The sequence below is a fragment of the Janthinobacterium foliorum genome, from assembly GCF_978021625.1.
This window is the reverse complement of the sequence record NZ_CDXDQE010000015.1, coordinates 156,071-172,493: the sequence shown is the minus strand read 5'-3', so window position 1 is coordinate 172,493 and position 16,423 is coordinate 156,071. Positions and strand designations below refer to the sequence as shown.

General features: G+C 63.8%; 18 protein-coding genes. 6 read left to right on the top strand and 12 right to left on the bottom strand.

What is annotated here, in order from left to right:
- Positions 1 to 28: 28 nt before the first annotated feature.
- Both ACZ92H_RS25345 and ACZ92H_RS25340 read right to left on the bottom strand, forming a co-directional pair.
- Positions 29 to 946, bottom strand: a complete 918-nt coding sequence (locus ACZ92H_RS25345) for a GntR family transcriptional regulator (protein WP_131373894.1) — start codon at positions 944 to 946, stop codon at positions 29 to 31.
- A gap of 131 nt (positions 947 to 1,077) precedes the next feature.
- Complete coding sequence (locus tag ACZ92H_RS25340) at positions 1,078 to 2,088, bottom strand: zinc-binding alcohol dehydrogenase family protein (protein WP_465051459.1); 1,011 nt, start codon at positions 2,086 to 2,088, stop codon at positions 1,078 to 1,080.
- A 407-nt stretch (positions 2,089 to 2,495) separates the two neighbouring features.
- Between ACZ92H_RS25340 and ACZ92H_RS25335 the strand changes: the two genes are divergently transcribed.
- On the top strand, positions 2,496 to 3,527 hold the full coding sequence (locus tag ACZ92H_RS25335) for a MerR family transcriptional regulator (protein WP_465051427.1): 1,032 nt from the start codon (positions 2,496 to 2,498) through the stop codon (positions 3,525 to 3,527).
- Between the two features lie 69 nt (positions 3,528 to 3,596).
- On the top strand, positions 3,597 to 4,676 hold the full coding sequence (locus tag ACZ92H_RS25330) for a hypothetical protein (RefSeq protein WP_465051426.1): 1,080 nt from the start codon (positions 3,597 to 3,599) through the stop codon (positions 4,674 to 4,676).
- On the opposite strand, the gene ACZ92H_RS25325 is transcribed toward ACZ92H_RS25330, so the two are convergent.
- Positions 4,651 to 5,886: a D-amino acid dehydrogenase gene (locus ACZ92H_RS25325; RefSeq protein WP_465051425.1), complete on the bottom strand. Its 1,236-nt coding sequence runs from the start codon at positions 5,884 to 5,886 to the stop codon at positions 4,651 to 4,653. The two genes, ACZ92H_RS25330 and ACZ92H_RS25325, sit on opposite strands and share 26 nt — an antisense overlap.
- On the bottom strand, positions 5,883 to 6,350 hold the full coding sequence (locus ACZ92H_RS25320) for a winged helix-turn-helix transcriptional regulator (protein ID WP_131373898.1): 468 nt from the start codon (positions 6,348 to 6,350) through the stop codon (positions 5,883 to 5,885). Before ACZ92H_RS25320 ends, ACZ92H_RS25325 begins: the two co-directional genes overlap by 4 nt.
- Positions 6,351 to 6,441: 91 nt before the next feature.
- Here ACZ92H_RS25320 and ACZ92H_RS25315 point away from each other — a divergent pair, with 91 nt between their 5' ends.
- The gene (locus tag ACZ92H_RS25315; protein ID WP_465051424.1) at positions 6,442 to 7,635 is read left to right on the top strand and encodes an MFS transporter; all 1,194 of its coding nucleotides are present in this window, start codon (positions 6,442 to 6,444) and stop codon (positions 7,633 to 7,635) included.
- 7 nt (positions 7,636 to 7,642) lie between these two features.
- Here the strand turns inward: ACZ92H_RS25315 and ACZ92H_RS25310 are convergent, their stop codons facing one another.
- From ACZ92H_RS25310 to ACZ92H_RS25295, 4 genes are all read right to left on the bottom strand, one after another.
- Positions 7,643 to 8,338: a Crp/Fnr family transcriptional regulator gene (locus ACZ92H_RS25310; protein ID WP_092798371.1), complete on the bottom strand. Its 696-nt coding sequence runs from the start codon at positions 8,336 to 8,338 to the stop codon at positions 7,643 to 7,645.
- Between the two features lie 278 nt (positions 8,339 to 8,616).
- Positions 8,617 to 9,264 carry a response regulator gene (locus ACZ92H_RS25305; protein ID WP_131373900.1) on the bottom strand — a complete coding sequence of 216 codons (648 nt, stop codon included), beginning with the start codon at positions 9,262 to 9,264 and terminating at the stop codon, positions 8,617 to 8,619.
- 39 nt (positions 9,265 to 9,303) lie between these two features.
- Positions 9,304 to 10,533, bottom strand: a complete 1,230-nt coding sequence (locus ACZ92H_RS25300; RefSeq protein WP_131373901.1) for a GAF domain-containing sensor histidine kinase — start codon at positions 10,531 to 10,533, stop codon at positions 9,304 to 9,306.
- 66 nt (positions 10,534 to 10,599) lie between these two features.
- Complete coding sequence (locus ACZ92H_RS25295; RefSeq protein WP_071324937.1) at positions 10,600 to 11,181, bottom strand: DJ-1/PfpI family protein; 582 nt, start codon at positions 11,179 to 11,181, stop codon at positions 10,600 to 10,602.
- A 195-nt stretch (positions 11,182 to 11,376) separates the two neighbouring features.
- Here ACZ92H_RS25295 and ACZ92H_RS25290 point away from each other — a divergent pair, with 195 nt between their 5' ends.
- Positions 11,377 to 11,823, top strand: a complete 447-nt coding sequence (locus ACZ92H_RS25290) for a hypothetical protein (protein ID WP_465051423.1) — start codon at positions 11,377 to 11,379, stop codon at positions 11,821 to 11,823.
- A gap of 168 nt (positions 11,824 to 11,991) precedes the next feature.
- Positions 11,992 to 12,291 carry an antibiotic biosynthesis monooxygenase family protein gene (locus ACZ92H_RS25285; protein WP_465051422.1) on the top strand — a complete coding sequence of 100 codons (300 nt, stop codon included), beginning with the start codon at positions 11,992 to 11,994 and terminating at the stop codon, positions 12,289 to 12,291.
- A 140-nt stretch (positions 12,292 to 12,431) separates the two neighbouring features.
- Here ACZ92H_RS25285 and pncB read toward each other — a convergent pair whose 3' ends face one another.
- Together pncB and ACZ92H_RS25275 are read right to left on the bottom strand one after the other, a co-directional pair.
- On the bottom strand, positions 12,432 to 13,634 hold the full coding sequence (gene pncB, locus ACZ92H_RS25280; RefSeq protein WP_465051421.1) for a nicotinate phosphoribosyltransferase: 1,203 nt from the start codon (positions 13,632 to 13,634) through the stop codon (positions 12,432 to 12,434).
- 79 nt (positions 13,635 to 13,713) lie between these two features.
- Positions 13,714 to 14,577: a cysteine hydrolase family protein gene (locus ACZ92H_RS25275; RefSeq protein WP_131373905.1), complete on the bottom strand. Its 864-nt coding sequence runs from the start codon at positions 14,575 to 14,577 to the stop codon at positions 13,714 to 13,716.
- Positions 14,578 to 14,648: 71 nt separating this feature from the next.
- Here ACZ92H_RS25275 and ACZ92H_RS25270 point away from each other — a divergent pair, with 71 nt between their 5' ends.
- A complete protein-coding gene (locus ACZ92H_RS25270; protein WP_465051420.1) occupies positions 14,649 to 14,888 on the top strand; it encodes a TIGR02450 family Trp-rich protein in 240 nt (79 codons plus the stop codon).
- On the opposite strand, the gene ACZ92H_RS25265 is transcribed toward ACZ92H_RS25270, so the two are convergent.
- Together ACZ92H_RS25265 and ACZ92H_RS25260 are read right to left on the bottom strand one after the other, a co-directional pair.
- Entirely contained in the window at positions 14,870 to 15,094 is a 225-nt protein-coding gene (locus tag ACZ92H_RS25265) for a hypothetical protein (protein ID WP_314635747.1), read from the bottom strand. The genes ACZ92H_RS25270 and ACZ92H_RS25265 overlap by 19 nt on opposite strands.
- A gap of 681 nt (positions 15,095 to 15,775) precedes the next feature.
- The gene (locus tag ACZ92H_RS25260; protein ID WP_131373908.1) at positions 15,776 to 16,381 is read right to left on the bottom strand and encodes an FMN-dependent NADH-azoreductase; all 606 of its coding nucleotides are present in this window, start codon (positions 16,379 to 16,381) and stop codon (positions 15,776 to 15,778) included.
- Positions 16,382 to 16,423: the final 42 nt, after the last annotated feature.

Below are 16,423 nucleotides of genomic sequence, written 5' to 3'. Positions count from 1 at the left end.
CCCTCGCCTGCCGCTGCGGCGAATGGGCCTAGGCGCCGGGCTGGGTCAGTTTTTCGCGCGTGATGATCGATTCGAGCATGGTGCTGCGCGAGGAATTGAGGTGCGACTGCATGCACTCGAGCGCCTTGGGCACGTCGTGCTCGGCCAGCGCCCGCAGGATCGCCAGGTGCTCCTGCACCGCGTACTTGTTGCGGCCCTTTTCCTCGCCCTTGTCCCACTGGTAGTGGTAGTGGAAGACAAACGAGACGATATCGTAGAAGCCCTGCGCGAAGCGGTTGTTGAGCAGTCCGATCAGGAAGGTGTGGAACTCGCGGTCCAGCGCCGGAAACGCGTTGTGGCGCGTGTCGATCTTCGCCGCCAGCTTTTCGTGCTGGCGTATCAGGCGCGCCAGTTCCGCGTAGGCCGGATCGCCCGGCGGCAAGGTGCCGAACTGCTCCACGGCCGCCATCTCGAACATGCGCCGCATGTCGGCCAGCTCCGTGGCAAACGAGCGGTCGAATGCGCACAGGCGCCAGCCGCCGCGCGGCTTCTTTTCGATCAGGCCGAAGCGCGAAAAGCCGATCAGGAATTCGCGCACGCTGACGGTACTGGCGCCCGCCTCGCGCGCCAGTTCCGCTTCCGAAAACTCGGCGCCGGGCGGCATGTCGCGCTGGTACACGCGCTCCATCAGCACTTGCTGGATACGCTCGGCGCCCGACTGCAATTCGGCGATGTCGAAGTAGTCGCCCGGGATCGGCTTGCGCAGCAAGCGCCGTTCCGCCGGACTGCTGATCAGGCGCCGCGTCGACAGATACGCGATCGCGCTGCGGATCGCCGTGCGGCTGCCCTGGCAGATGGTCGTCAGGTACTGCTCCGTCGGCAGCATCTCGCCCACGGCGACATTCTCGGCGAGAAATTGCAGTAGCAGATTGGTGCTGCGCTTGAAGACGGTGGCGGGTTTTGACATGGAAGGGTGCGGGCGCTATGTCAGCGAAAGGGAAAGTGGAATGAGTTGGCATTTTAGTCGATATCGCGTGGAATCGGCACGCCGCTGCGGCATGGCTGCAAGCGGGCTGGCGGTGGGGAAGGTAGCGCATCTCAGACCTCGACGATGGCCTTGATGACGCCAGCCGACGGCTGCATCCAGTGTTCCAGCACGCGCGTAAAATCGTCGAGCGTGGTGCGGTGCGTATTGAGCAGCGCGGTGGGCACCAGCCCCGCCTTCAAGGCCGCCACCACTTCCTCGAAGTCCTCCGCCGTGGCGTTGCGGCTGCCCAGCAAGGTGGTTTCGCGCTTGTGGAATTCCGGGTCGGAAAACGACAGGCGGTCGCGCACGATGGACACCAGCACGTAGGTGCCGCCATGAGCGACGAATTCCAGGCCCCGCTCCATGGCGCCGATATTGCCGGTGGCGTCAAACACCACGTCGAAGAATTCATCGTCCGTGCAGGCGGCCAGCTGCGCCTTGTCGTCGGCACCCAGTTCCACCGTGCGCGCGATGCCCAGCGCTTCGCGGCAGAACCGCAGGCGGTCGGCGCGCGCGTCGAGCACTGTCACGTCGGCGCCCTTGAGGGTGGAAAACAGCATCACCGCCATGCCGATGGGGCCTGCGCCCACCACCAGCACGCGCTTGCCCGCCGCCACGGCGCCGCGCGTGACGGCATGCGCGCCGATGGCGAGAAATTCGATCATGGCCGCGTCGTCGAGCGAAATGCCTTGCGTCCTGAAGACGAAACGCTCGGGCAGCGCCAGGTATTCGCTCATGCCGCCATCGCGGTGCACGCCCAGCACTTCGATGCGCGTGCAGCAGTTGGTCTTGCCCTGGCGGCAGGCGACGCACGTGCCGCAGGACAGGTACGGCATCACGTACACCTGGTCGCCCTCGGCCAGGCGCGAGCCGGCCGGCGCGCTGGCCACGTGGCCGGACAGCTCATGGCCCATGACGCGCGGATAACTGAGAAAAGGCTGGGTGCCGCGGAAGATATGCATGTCGGTGCCGCAGATGCCGATGCGGCGGATGCGCAGCAGGACTTCGCCTTCCGCTGGCATGGGCACGGGCCGCTGCTCCATGCGCAAGCTGCCCGGCGTATCGCAAACGATACTCTTCATCATGGTTGTCTCTCTTGCCGCCAGCCTTGGCCATCGGCATATTATATTTAACGTACAAACAAACTGTGAAAAAAATCCGTCTGCGCGGATTGTTTTTCCAGTCCTGCTGATGGCGCCTCACCGGCCGTGGAGCGTATCCACCGGGCTTTCGTGCTGCACCGCACAACGGTTGTTCCGTATTTCCATGTTGCCGGTCCGCCCTACCCTGCCGCGGAGCTGGCTCCAGTACGGCTTGTGCGGGAATGCGTTATTCGGTTTTATAAATATACCGTACAAAAAAATGCAGGTCAACGGATTCTTTCGCGACATTTTTTCACGGCCAGCACCGCAGAATGCTACATTCGCGCTTGACCCTGACGCGGCGTCAGGCGCGATTCTGCAGGCACGCACCAGGAAAGGAGCATCCCATGCTGTTGAAAATCGGCGAACTGGCCAGGCTGACGGGCCTGACCATCCGCACCCTGCACCATTACGACAGCATCGGCCTGCTCTCGCCCTCGGCGCGCACGCAGGCCGGCTACCGCCTGTACCAGCGCGGCGACATGGACCGGCTGCACCGGATCATGGCGCTGCGCAGGTTCGGGCTGCCGCTGGCCGATATCGCCGCCGCCCTCGCCGGCCCCGAGCTTCCCCTGGCCTCCATCGTGGCGCAGCAGATCGCCATGCTGGACCAGCAGATTGCGCAGGCCGCCACCCTGCGCGAACGCCTGCACGGCCTGCAAGCGCAGCTGGCGCAGGGGCAGGAGCCGGAGCTGGCCGAGTGGCTCACCACAATGGAGTTGATGACCATGTACGACAAATACTTTACCCCCGAAGAATTGCAGCAATTACCGCTGCTGACAGATAGCGCCGTGGAACAGGAATGGCAGGCGCTCGTTGCCAGGGTGCGCGCCCTGCAGGCGACGGGCACCGGCCCCGACGATGCGCGGGCGCAGGCGCTGGGCACGGAATGGATGGTCAAGCTGGTGCGCGACACGGGCGCCCATCCGGGCCTGTTCGCGCGCCTGAACGCCATGCATGCGCGGGAGCCGTCCATGCAGCACACGACCAGCATCGATGGGGAGCTGATGCAATTCATCCTGGCCGCCTTCAACGCCTCGCGCATGGCGCTGTACCGGCCCTTCCTCGACGCGCAGGAATATGCGCACCTGGTGGCCAATTATGGCAAGCGCTCGGGCGAATGGCCGGACCTGATCGCCGCCGTGCGCGCCGCCATGGATGCGCGCACGCCGCCCACCGCTCCGGCCGTGCTGCAGCTGGCGCGGCAGTGGCTGGAGCTGTTCCGCTCCTATGCGGGCACGGACCCGGCCACGCAGCTGAAATTCCGCCAGGCGCACCAGCAGGAACCGCGCCTGATGGAAGGCAGCTTCGTCGACGGTGCCATGCTGCACTACCTGGGCGCGGCGATGGCCGTGGTGGCGCAGGAAAAGCCAGCGTAAAAGTTGACGTGCGGCACATCGCTGGCATGGCCATGTAGAATCGGCCATCGCCAATCACAGGAAAACCCGATGCGCCGCTTTTTGTTCGTATGTCTGTCCCTGCCCGCCCTGCATCTCGCCATGGCCGCCGATGCGCCCGTGCAAGGGGTGTGGCAGGGCACCCTGGGCAAGGCCAATATCGTGGCCTGCTTCAACCAGCCCAGCCCCACGCAAGGGGCGGACCGCAGCGGCAGTTATTACTACACGCGCTACAAGACGCCGATCATGCTGGCCCAGCCCAACGGCAAGGTGCTGTGGCAGGAACTCGATGCCAAGGGCGACACGACGGGCACGTGGTCATTGACTGCGCCGCAGGGCCGCTCGCTGGCCGGCACCTGGACGGAGCCGAAAAGCGGCAAGACCCTGCCCCTGGCCTTGACCCTGCTGGAAGCGGCAGGCGACCGCGAGCACCCGTCCTGCGCCAGCGATGCCTACAACCTGGCGCTGGAAGATTTCCCCAGCACCAAGGTGAGCAAACCCATCGCCTTCGAAGGCAAGCAGTACCGCAACCTGCAAGTGGGCGACACCATCACGGTGGAACTGATGGCGCCCGGCGATGGCATCGCGAAAATCAATGCGCAGCTGCGCGCCGTGCTGGCGAAGAACAAGAAAGACCTGGCCGACTTCCATGCCACGCGCCGCGAATACCTGGGCCGTAACGGTTTCACGACGGAAGACGAAGTGTACGCGGAGCCCACCTACTGGTCGCCGCGCTGGGTGACGATCAAGTTCTACCGCTGGGCGGCCGGCTATGGCGCCAACGGCATTTCCATCAGGTTCCGCACCTGGGACGTGAAAACGGGCCAGGAAACGGACGTGTGGAACTGGTTCGGCGCCAGCGCCAGCGATGGCGACGACAAGGCCGAATTGCCGGACCGCCTGCGCCAGGCCCTGTTCAAGAACGTCACCATCGACGCCGAATGCAAGGGCACGGATTACGACGGCCGTGGCCGCTTCCACCTGTCCTTGAAGCCCGAAGGCGTGTCGTTCTGGGAAGACGCGAACGGCAGCGGCTGCGAAAACGAGTTCCTGCTGCCGTACAGCAAGGTCGGCCCTTTCTTGACCGTCAAGGGCCGTGCCGCGCTCAGCGACTTATTGCCGAAGAACTAGGCGCAGCCACCGCCTTACTCACCATCGCCGCCACCAGCTCGGCCGTCGCCGCTGCCAGGGTCCAGCCCAGGTGGCCATGGCCCGTGTTGTAGTACACGCCGGGTGCCTTGCCGCGCCCCACTTTCGGCAACATGTCGGGCAGCATGGGGCGCAGGCCGGCCCAGGGAATCACGTTGCGCGTCTGCACGCCGGGAAAACATTGCTCCACCCATTGCAGCAGCGGGCGGATGCGGTCGGCGCGGATGTCGTGGTTGATGCCGTTGAATTCCGCCGTGCCCGCCACCCGCAGGCGGTCGTCGCCCAGGCGGCTGCTGACCAGCTTGGTGGCATCGTCGAGCAAACTGACACACGGCGCCGCCGCGCGGCTGGCGTTGTCGTCGAGCTGCACGGTGATGGAATAGCCTTTCACGGGATACACATTCACATGGTCGCCCAGGCTTGCTGCCATGGCGCGGCTGGCCGTGCCCGCGCAGATGACGACGGCGTCAAACACGGTGCCGTCCCCGCCCATGCTGACGCGCACCTTGCCATGCTCGCGCGCCAGCGCCGTCACCTGCGCGCCGTAGCGGCAAGCCACGCCCAGGCGCGCGCAGGCATCCGCCAGGCCGCTGGTGAATTTGTGGATGTCGCCCGTGGAATCGCTGTCCGTGTAGTAGCCGCCGTAAAACTCGCCGTGCAAGGCCGGCTCGATGGCGCGCATTTCCTGTGGCGTGACGGCGCGCCGCTGCAGGCCGCCCTGCGCCAGCAGGCGCGACACGCCGGCCGCCCGCGCAAAGCTGGTCTGGTCGCGGTAGACGTGCAGGATGCCGGCGCGGCGGTGGTCGAAGTCGATATGTTCATCGCGCGCCCAGGCAAACAGGTGTTCGCGCGCGGCGATGGCCATGCGCGCCGTGGCGATGGTGTTGCGTTCATAGTCGGGCATGGCGGCGAGAAACTCGGCAAACCAGCTCAGCTTGTGCCAGCTGGGCATGGGATGGAGCAGCAGGGGCGCATCGCGCCGCGCCATCCATTTCAGGGCGTTCAGTATCGTCGCCTTGTGGTTCCACACTTCCGCATGCGAAGCGGACAATTGCCCGCCATTCGCGAACGACGTTTCCATGGCCGCATAGCGGTGGCGCTCGATCAATGTGACATCGACGCCACGCCTGGCCAAGGCATAGGCCGTCGTCACGCCCGTGATGCCGGCTCCCAGCACGGCCACCCGCTTCATGCCCCGGACTCCATCGCCGGACCGACCTTCAGCACCAAGGTATCGCCTGCCTGCAAGACGCGCCCGTCCGGCGCCAGCACTTCCATGCGGCGCACGGGCGCGTGCGTATCGCGCTCCAGCAGGATGGAATGCGCCTCGCCCGCGTCGAACAGCTGCGCCTCGCTCCACTGGCGCAAGCCGACCACGACGGGAAACAGTCCCAGGCCCTTGGGAGTGAGCACATATTCCTGGTACGCCGTGCCGTCCGAGGCGGGTGCAATCGAAAAAATGCCCTCTTCCACCAGGGTGTGCAGGCGGTCGGCCAGGATGTTCTTCGCCACGCCCAGGCTTTTCTGGAACTCCCCGAACCTGCGCATGCCGTCGAAGGCGTCGCGCACGATCAGCAGCGACCAGCGCTCGCCGATCGCATCGAGCGCGCGCGCCACGGGACAGGGGTCGGTTTTCAGGCTCTTGCGCTTGGCCATGGTCGTGCTCCAGGATTGAGTGGTTGCATTTTAAAACTATTCGCCGTAGACTCCAACTAGTTTTAATTTGAAACTACTTCAACCAAATCCCATGCGCGATACCACTTCATCTCTTACGACGGCACTTCCCCTACCCCTCGTCTGGCTGTTTGCCACGGCGGCCGGCCTCAGCGTGGCCAATGTGTATTACGCCCAGCCCTTGCTGGCCACCCTGGCGCAGGAATTCCGCATGACGGAAGCGGCCAGCGGCATGGTCATCACGGCCACGCAGATCGGCTGCGCGCTGGCCCTGCTGCTGCTGGTGCCGCTCGGCGACATGCTGAACCGGCGCCGCCTGACCCTGTTCCAGCTGGGCATGCTGGCCCTGGCCTTGGCGGCGCTGGCCTGCGCCCGTTCCACGGCCGCCTTGCTGGCTGGCATGCTGCTGGTGGGTTTGCTGGGCACGGCCATGACGCAAGGCTTGATCGCCTATGCGGCCAGCGCCGCGGCCAGCCATGAGCGGGGACGGGTGGTCGGCATGGCGCAGGGCGGCGTGGTGATCGGCTTGCTGCTGGCGCGCACCCTGTCCGGCGTGGTGGCGGACATGGCCGACTGGCGCGCCGTGTACCGGGTCTCGGCGGCCATCGCTGGCGCCCTGTTATTGCTGCTGTGGCGCATGCTGCCGCCCCCGGCACCGCAGCACAAAAAGCTGACGTACGGCGTCCTGCTGCTGTCGATGCTGGACATGCTCAGGCATGACAAGGTCTTGCGCGTGCGCGGCATGCTGGCCTTGCTGATGTTTGCCGTGTTCAATATTTTCTGGAGCGCGCTGGTGCTGCCCCTCACGGCCCAAGGCTATACGCACGCAGCCATCGGCGCCTTCGGCCTGGTGGGCGTGATCGGGGCGCTGGGCGCGGCCCGCGCGGGCGCGCTGGCGGACCAGGGCCGCGCGCAATGGACGACGGGGGCAGCCTTGCTGCTGTTGCTGGCGGCGTGGCTGCCACTGGGTTTTGCCGGTGCTGCCCTGTGGCCCTTGATCGTTGGCATCATCGCGCTGGACCTGGCGGGCCAGGCCATCCACGTGACAAACCAGAGCCTGATCTTCAAGGACGACAGCGACGCGCACGGCCGCCTGGTGGCGTGCTACATGCTGTTTTATGCGGTGGGCAGCGGACTCGGTGCGATTGCCGCCACCAGCGTGTATGCGCTGGCGGGCTGGCATGGGGTGTGCGGGCTGGGCGCGGCGGTCAGCTTGCTCGCCCTGCTGTACTGGCGGCTGACCTTGCCTGCTGATGCAACGTGGTGAAAAACGCTTAGTTCAACAGCGCCGTGGCGGAGCCATGGCGGTAGGTTTTCAGCGCATCGGGCTGGATCTGGATCAGCGAGCCGCTGACTTTAATCAGGTGCAAGTCCGTCAGCTGATGCAGCACGCGCGACAGCGTGGCGGGCGCCAGGTTCAGGAACGATGCCAGCAGACTCTTCTTCAGGTCCAGCTTGACCTCGTTCGAGCGCTGCTGGTCCGATGCCTGCAGCAGATACTCGACCACGCGCTGGGTGGCGTTCTGCACGGAGCAGCGCTCCACGTTGCGGATAAAGCCCATCAGGTGGTGCGACAGGCTGTTCATCATCTGGCGCGCGATGCGCGGCGACTGATCCAGCAGGCGCAGCAGCGCATGCGGCGGGATGCGCAGCAGCAGGCAGTGCTCGAGCGCCTCGGCGCAGAAGGGATACGGTTCATCGAGGAAAATCATGGCTTCGCCGAAACTCTGGCCCGGACGGATCAATTCCAGCACCTTGTCCGTGCCTTCCATGGAAAACACGCTGAGCTTGACGAGGCCGAAGACCACCACGTAGGCGCCTTCCGCCACTTCGCCCTTGCGGAACAGCACTTTGCCTTTTTCCACTTCAACGCGCACGACATCCTGGCGCAATTGCTCTAATTGCGAAGGGGAAATATGGCGGAACAGAGCCTGGCTCGATAGCAAGCCATCGACGTTGACCTTATGCATGACACTCTCTTATTAGATTAGCGAATGACTAAGAGTGTAATGCGCAGGCACGGTCAAGGCCATACGTCAAAGGAACTAGGTTGTCTAGGCCGGAACGCCATGCAGGTCAAACAATCGCGCATTCCTGGTTCACTATTTGCGCATTTTTTGATTTTTAGCGTAGCTGGCGGAACCGTAGCGAGCGGCAGCGAGTTGCGACTGAGAAGCGGAACTGTGCTTGAGCACAGTGAGCATCGGAGGTCGCAAATGGCGACGCGCAGCAGCTTATGCAGGTACGCTTATTTACCCAATTCGCGCTCGACCGCATACACGGCGATCTGCACGCGGCTGCTCAGCTTGAGCTTTTTCAGGATGTTTTGCACGTGGATTTTTACCGTGCTTTCCGCCACATCCAGCTGGCGCGCAATTTCCTTGTTGCTCTGGCCCCGTGCCAGGCACGCCATGGCTTCCCGTTCGCGCGGCGTCAGCTTGTCATAGTCCGCCTGCGGTGCGTTCTGTCCGGCGCGGAATTGCGACACCAGCTTGGCCGTCATGGCGTCGGCGATCACGGACTCGCCGGCGGCGGCGCGGCAGATGGCCTGGCCCAGCTGCTCGGCCTCGATATTTTTCAGCAAGTAGCCACGCGCGCCCGCGCGCAGGGCCGCACCCAGGTCGGCCGCGTTTTCCGACACGGTGAGCATCAGCACCACCATCTGCGGCAAGTCCTGCAGAATCAGCTGCAGCGCTTCCACGCCGGACACGCCGGGCATGTTCAAATCCATCAGCACCACGTCCGGCTGCAGCTCGGCCGTCAGGCGCACGCCGTCGAGCCCGTTCGATGCCTCGCCCACCACCTGGAACAGAGGATTGCGCTGCAACAGCAGCTTGACGCCGCTGCGCAGCAAGGTGTGGTCGTCGACCAGCAGGATTTTGATTGGAGCGTTCACTGTATTGATATCTTCTGCTTGATAAGTATGAGTCGTCTGTTACGCGGCCTGGCGCCGGGCCGCCGGCAAGGCCAGCGAAATCGTCGTGCCGCCGCCGGGCGTGCTGTCGATGGAAAACTGCGCGCCGAGCCGCTCGGCCCGTTCCTGCATGATACGCAAGCCGATCTGCAATTCCGTTTTCTTGTCGCGCACATTGGCGGCGAAACCTTCGCCATCGTCGCGCACCTGCAGCGAAAAATCGCGTCCGTTTTCCACCCGCAGCGCCACGTTGCCGGCCTGCGCATGCTTGCGGATATTCGACAGCGCTTCCTGCACGATGAAGAGGATCTGCAACTGCTGCTCGGGCGCCAGCGGCGCGCCATTGCCGCTCATGTCCAGGGTGCCGACGACGCCCGTCTGCAGCTCGAACTTGGCCAGCACTTCCGCCAGCTTGCTTTCCAGGTCGCTGCCATGCCAGCGCGTGCGGAAATTGACCAGCAACTCGCGCACATCCTGGTAGCTCTGTTCGACGCCCATGCGCATCAGCGGCAGCACTTCCGCTGCCTCGTCGAGCTGGCCCCGGCGCACGGAATCGTCGAGCATCTGCACTTGCAGGCTGATGAAATTGAGGCTTTGGGCGATGCTGTCATGTAAGCCTTCGGCCAGCAGGCTGCGTTCGCGCGCCACGGCGAATTCCTTTTCGCGCGCGATCAGGCGCTGGTTTTCGATGGCGATGCCCAGGCTCTGGCCCAGGGTTTCCAGCCAGCCCTGCTGCTGCGCATGCACGGCTTGCGGACGCGCAAAGTGCAGCGAAAAACTGCCCACCACCTGCTCGCGCGCCAGGATGGGGAAGACGGCGATGGCGATGAAGCCTTCATCCTGGCAACGGTAGCGCTGCAGCGCATCGACCTGGCGGAAATCGCGGATCTGGATCACGCCTTGCGCCACGGCAGCGCCGCACAGGCAATCGTTGTTGCGGATGCAGTGTTCCTCTTCCACCATGGCATCAGAAATGCCTTCATGCACGATCATGTGCACCGTATCCTGCTGCGCATCGAGGATGCGCACGGTCCCGCCTTCGGCCTGCGCGAACTGCATCACATGGCGCAGGAAGCCCCGGCACAGCGCATCGATGGCGTGCTGCCCCGCCAGCAGGGTGGAGATCTCGTGCAGGGTGGCCAGCTGGCGCTCCTGCGCGGCGCTCAGGCCAGACGATTGCGCCAGGCGGCGCTGGCGCCAGCGCGAAGCGGGAAGTTGTTTGCGGGAAGAATGACTGCGCGGCGCTTGCATGAAAAACTCGAATCTGAAAAGTGATGCGCCCGGCCAGCGCGACTGCGGCTCGCCGGGCAAAAAAGGTTACAAATGGATCTCGGTACCGAGCAGCTTGACGAACTGCGCCAGCCAGGCCGGATGCGCGGGCCAGGCGGGCGCCGTGACGAACTGGCCATCCGTGACGGCGTCTGTGACGGCGATGTCGGCATACGTGCCGCCCGCCAGTTTCACTTCCGGCGCGCAGGCGGGATAGGCGGAAATGCGCTTGCCGCGGATGACATCGGCGGCGGCCAGCAATTGCGCGCCGTGGCAGACGGCGGCGACAGGCTTGCCCGCGTCGGCGAAATGGCGCACGGCGGCGATGACTTTCTCGTTCAGGCGCAGGTATTCGGGGGCGCGGCCGCCGGCGATCATCACGGCGTCATAATGGGCCGGATCGATCTCGTCGAAGCTGGCGTTCAGGGTGAACAGGTGGCCCGGCTTTTCCGTGTAGGTCTGGTCGCCCTCGAAATCGTGGATGGCCGTCTTGATCGTCTCGCCGCTTTTCTTGCCGGGGCAAACGGCATGCACGGTATGGCCCAGCATCAGCAGGGCCTGGAATGGCACCATCGTTTCATAATCTTCTGCAAAATCGCCGGTCAAAAACAGAATTTTCTTCGCTGCCATTTGGTTCTCCTATGAAAGATTGATCCCGCATCCCCGCCTGCCGGACGCACCGCAAGGCGTATCTTAGCGCGACTTGGCAGCCATACTGGATATTTATCAAACTTTTGCGCCTTAATGCAGGAATTTAGAGGCTGAGCCAGAATTATTTCAAGGCTCACGGGTCAAATTCAGACAACACCTTCCGAAAGCCTGGCCATGAGTACCTCCACCAGCAGTCTGTCTGCGCCCGCCCTTCCGCTTGTGCTGATCCGCATCTTCGACCATTTCGCCGAGGCGCAGCAAGCCCGCAGCGCCTTGCTGGAACAGGGTTTTCCGCCGCACGCGGTGGAACTCGACACGGTGGGGGACGAGGCTGGCCCCGTGCGAGGCAAGGACGCATGGCGCGGCATGTTCCGTCTCGTCGTTGCCGTGCGCCATGCCGAGGAACGGGCGCGCGCGCACGCCATCCTGCAAACGCATGGCGGCAGCGACATCGAGCAGCGCACGGCCAGCCACGGGGGCGATAAAGGCGGCAATAAAAACGGTGACAAAGGCGGTGGCAAGGTCGGTGACTTGGCCCGTAACGAGGTCGGCGGCCAGGCGGGCGGCAGGGTCGGCGGCCAGCATGCGGCGCATGGCGACAACGGGCAACAGCGGCAATAGGGGCAATAGGGCATTAGGGGCAACAGCGGGACAACCGCGAGGACAAGAGCGGACAACAGCCGCGGCATTCGCGGCGGCGGACCGGCGGTCGGGTGCCGCGCCTGCCCTCCCCTGCGGCGCCAAACTATGGCAAGATCAAGCTTCCTTCATCCCACAGCGAAACTTGCCATGATTTTTGAAATTGCCCACATCCAGATCAAACCGGCCACGCACGCAGCGTTCGAAGCGGCCGTGACGCAAGCCGTGCCCCTGTTCCAGCGTGCGCGCGGCTGCGAGTCGATGCGCCTGGAGCATTCGATCGAAAACGGCAATGCCTACCGCCTGGTGGTGGGCTGGACGACCCTGGAAGACCATACCGTGCATTTCCGCGGCAGCGACGATTTCCAGGCATGGCGCGCCCTGGTGGGCGAATTCTTCGCCGCCCCGCCGCAGGTGGAGCACATGCACACGGTGGTAGCGGGATTTTAAGAAAGCTGGTGCCGCGAACCTGGCACACATGGCGGACCGCGCAACTGTATTGCCGTCCGCCTTGCCGGCCATTAAGTGATGTGCTCCGTCCGTTCAGCGTGTCCGGTCACGCGCGGCCTTGGCGCGCTCATCAGACCGGCTTAGACAGGTGCCTGGACGGCGGGGTGATGAAACACTTGCCGCAGATATGCGAGGAAGGTTTCATCCTTGCACAGGGTCTTGCCGGGCGAATCGGACAGTTTCGCCACGGACTGGCCATTGCAGCGCACCAGTTTCATGACGATGTTAAGCGGCGTCAGGCCGACGTCGTTGGTCAGATTGGTGCCGATGCCAAAGCCCGTCATGATGCGGTCGGCAAAGTGCTGGTAGAGGGCAAAGGCCTTGTCCAGGTCCAGGCCATCGGAAAACACGAGACGCTTGGTATTGGCGTCGATGCGCAGGGCCGCGTAGTGGGCCAGCGCCTTTTCGCCCCACTCGACCGGGTCGCCCGAATCGTGGCGCAAGCCATCGAACAGCTTGGCGAAATACAGGTCGAAGTCGGCCAAAAAGGCATCCATGCCCACCACGTCCGTCAGGGCTATCCCTAAGTCGCCGCGGTATTCCTGCACCCAGTCTTCCAGTGCCGCTTTTTGAAAATCGCGCAGGCGCACGCCGAACGACTGGAACGATTGCATGTATTCATGGGCCATGGTGCCGATCGGCACGATGCCCAGCTTTTTCGCCAGGTAGACATTCGACGTGCCCTTGAAATACTCGGGCACTTCGCGCGCCAGGCGCTGCACCACCTCGTCGTGCCAGGCGCCGGAGAAACGCCGGCGCACGCCGAAATCGGAAAACTCGAACGGATGCTTGCGCCGCGGCAGCTTGCCGAATTCCTTCACGGCCGCCACTTTCAAGCCCAGGCGGTGGCGCCCTTCGCGCATGGCGGCGTCCAGGTCGAAACGGCGGAAATACAGTTCATTGATGATGTACAGCACGAAAATCTCGAAACCCATCACATGCACCTGCGGCCCGGCCGCGTGCACCAGCAAGGTGTCGCCATCCGTGCTGACCTCGATGAACTTGCGCTGGAAGCGGAAGACCGTCAGGAAGTCGACGAAGTCGCTCTTCATGAAGCGCAGGGTGCGCAGATAGGCCAGCTCGTCGTCGGCAAACGACATCGAGCACAGGTGGTCGAGCTGCTCTTCCAGTTCGCCTTTCAGTTCGGCCAGGGGAAACGCGGTGGTGTTGCGGCAGACAAACTCGTATTCGGTATGGGTATTCGGATGACCGTGCAGCAATGCTTGCCACATTGTAAATTTATACAGATCGGTTTCCAGCAAACTGCGCACTATCGGGGTCATGTGTGTTTTCTCCAACTTCCTGAAGCCAGAATAGTACGCCACCGCAGGGATTTCAGCAGCGTCCGTCAGAGAAACAGCGTCAGGCTTGCCCATTGGCCAGCAATTCAGGCAATGCCTCGGCCGCCGTGGCCAGCCGCACGCCCCGCTCGCGCATGGCGGCAAGGAAGTCGCGCTGCTGTGCCTCGAAGCCCGTGACGGGGCTCATGCAGTCCGTCAGCAGCGCCAGCCGCGCCAGCGCCTGCGGTCCCTGCTGCGCCTGCAGGTAGTCGGCGATATGTTCCGTGCTGGCTTTCACGCAATGGCTGCCCGCCTCGCCGCCGATATAGATCTGCTGCGCCGGCAGCAGGGTGTCGAGGAACGCGCGGTTGAGCTGGGTGGCGGCATCCTGCGCATCGGGCACTTCGGCCATGACGGCCGAGTAATGCTCGGTCCAGGGATTCGAACCCTTGCTGAGCTTGGCGGCCACTTGCAGGTTCGCCACTTCCCAGTCGTTGTAGGCGGCGCGCACGGCCGCATGGATGTTCTGTCCCCAGGAACCGATCTCGCAATGCACGGGCCACACCATCAGCTGGTAGCGCCCGGCCTGCTCCAGCGCATCGAGATAGGCCAGCGCGCGCGGCAAGGCGTCGCTGGCGGCGGGCAGGAACAGGCGGTCGCGCACCTGCCGCGCATGGATTTGCGTGAACGGCGCCACGCTGCCGCCGTCGCCCGTGCGCCAGAAGGCGGGGTGCGCGATGTCGTAGCGGTGGTGCGCATCGAGGGTAATGCTGATCTGCGTCAGGCCCGCGCCGCCGTCGCGGATCAGCCCCGCCACGCGCAGCATGTCCTGGTGGGCGCCGGGCACGGCCAGCGCGGGCGCGGCGCCAGGCGGCAGATAGTCAGGCGGCAAGTCGCAAAAATCGTTTTGCGGATCGATGACGAGCAGGTGCAGCTGGCGTTTCATGATGGTCCTCGTGCGTGGCGGATATGGCATGATAATGCCAACATCGCCATTCCGCCATTTCACTGCCCGCCATGAACATTCCAAAGCGTAATGACTTGCACCCGAACAAATTACTGAACAGCAAATGGACGGCTGTCACCCCTGCCGACAAGGAGAAACACTTCCTCGTCGTCAAGCTATGCCCGCCGGCCACGCCGGATGAAGCCGTCACGCACGTGATGCTGGAAGCCGTGCATACGCGCCGCGTGCAGACCCTGCCCTGGCGTGCCCTGCAGGACGGGGCGCTGTGGCATCAGGGATGGAAGACATAGCGGCGCCGGCGCCGCTCGACCAGCTTGACCGCCACTTCGCCCGCTTCGGCGACGGCATCCGCTTGCGTCGTAAACTGATGGTCGGCCGAGACGCGGCGTTTTTTCACCAGATTCATGCGGTGCATGGGATTGGGCGACGGCGCATAGATGGCGACGTAGGCTCCCCACAACTTGCAGCCCCGCAAGGGTTCCGCCGTGTAGTTCACCTCATAAAATTCAACATACTTTATCGGCACGATGTTTGCTCCAAAAATTGGCATGGCCGGACAGCTTGTCTCTAGGGACTGACGCGGTAGGGAAAACCATGCGCACGCATTTGCTCAACATGCAGCGTTATCTTTATTTTTATAATGCGGCACAGAAAAAATGAATGAATGGCTGCATCTTCTGCAGGCTGGACGACAGCAGGACTGGGCAAGGCCCGGGCGCTCCGCTGTCAGCTTATATGCGCATGCACGCTAAAAGTATAAACGATGCAAAAAAATTGTTAATCGGAAACCCTGTACAGAACGCAGGTGAGACGCTGGCACATATGCCGGCCGGTGGTCTCCGCCGCTTTCCGCCCGCCTGCCTGCGGCAGATGCACATCTTTCATGCAAAAAACGACGCCGCCATCGACATCGCGCCAAAGGCATCGCAAGCCAACAGGCCTGGCGCATGGCGCTGCGCGGGGATACGGAGAGGGTGGAATTTTTCTTGCGCAGCAATGCGCGCAGGCAGGCAGTGCCGCCGGGTATCAGGCAATCAGGCGTGCGATGGCGGGCATGGCTTGCCAGGAGGAACATGAGGGACTTTCATGGCGAACCGCTCGCCCGGCTGGCACGGGGCGTGCCGCCGGCAAGCTTATGCCAGCCCCGCCAGGCTGGCAATCCCTCAAAAGACGTAGTTCAGGCAGCCAAGGCTTCGATCGAGGCGCGGCCCTTGGCGATGGCGCTGGCGACGGCTTCCTCGCCCATCGCCACGCCTTCGGCTTGCACGAACTCGATGTCGGTGATGCCGATGAAACCCAGCGCCGTGCGCAGGTAGGTGCTCAGGTAGTCATACGCGGCGCCCGGGCCTTCGCTGTAGACGCCGCCGCTGGCCGTGAAAATCACGGCTTTCTTGCCCGTGGCCAGGCCGACGGGGCCGGTGGCCGTGTACTGGAAGGTGCGGCCCGCGCGCGCCACGTGGTCGATCCACGCCTTCAGGGTCGATGGCACGGAAAAGTTGTACATGGGCGCGGCCAGCACCAGCACGTCGGCGGCCAGCAGTTCATCGACCAGGGTATCGGACAGTTGCACGGCGGCAGCCGCTTGCGCGCTGCGCTGGTCGGCCGGGGTGAAGAACGCGCCCATCACTTCTTCCGTCAGGTGCGGCACGGGGTCCAGGGCAAGATCGCGCTCGACGATGGCGTCGCCTTGCGCGGCCAGCGTGGCGACGAATTCGCCGGACAATTGACGCGACAGGGAACCGTTGTTGCGCACGCTGCTATTGATGTGTAACACCTTGGCCATGGGAGGCTCCTTCGAAAACGGATGATGGAATGCCGCATCGCG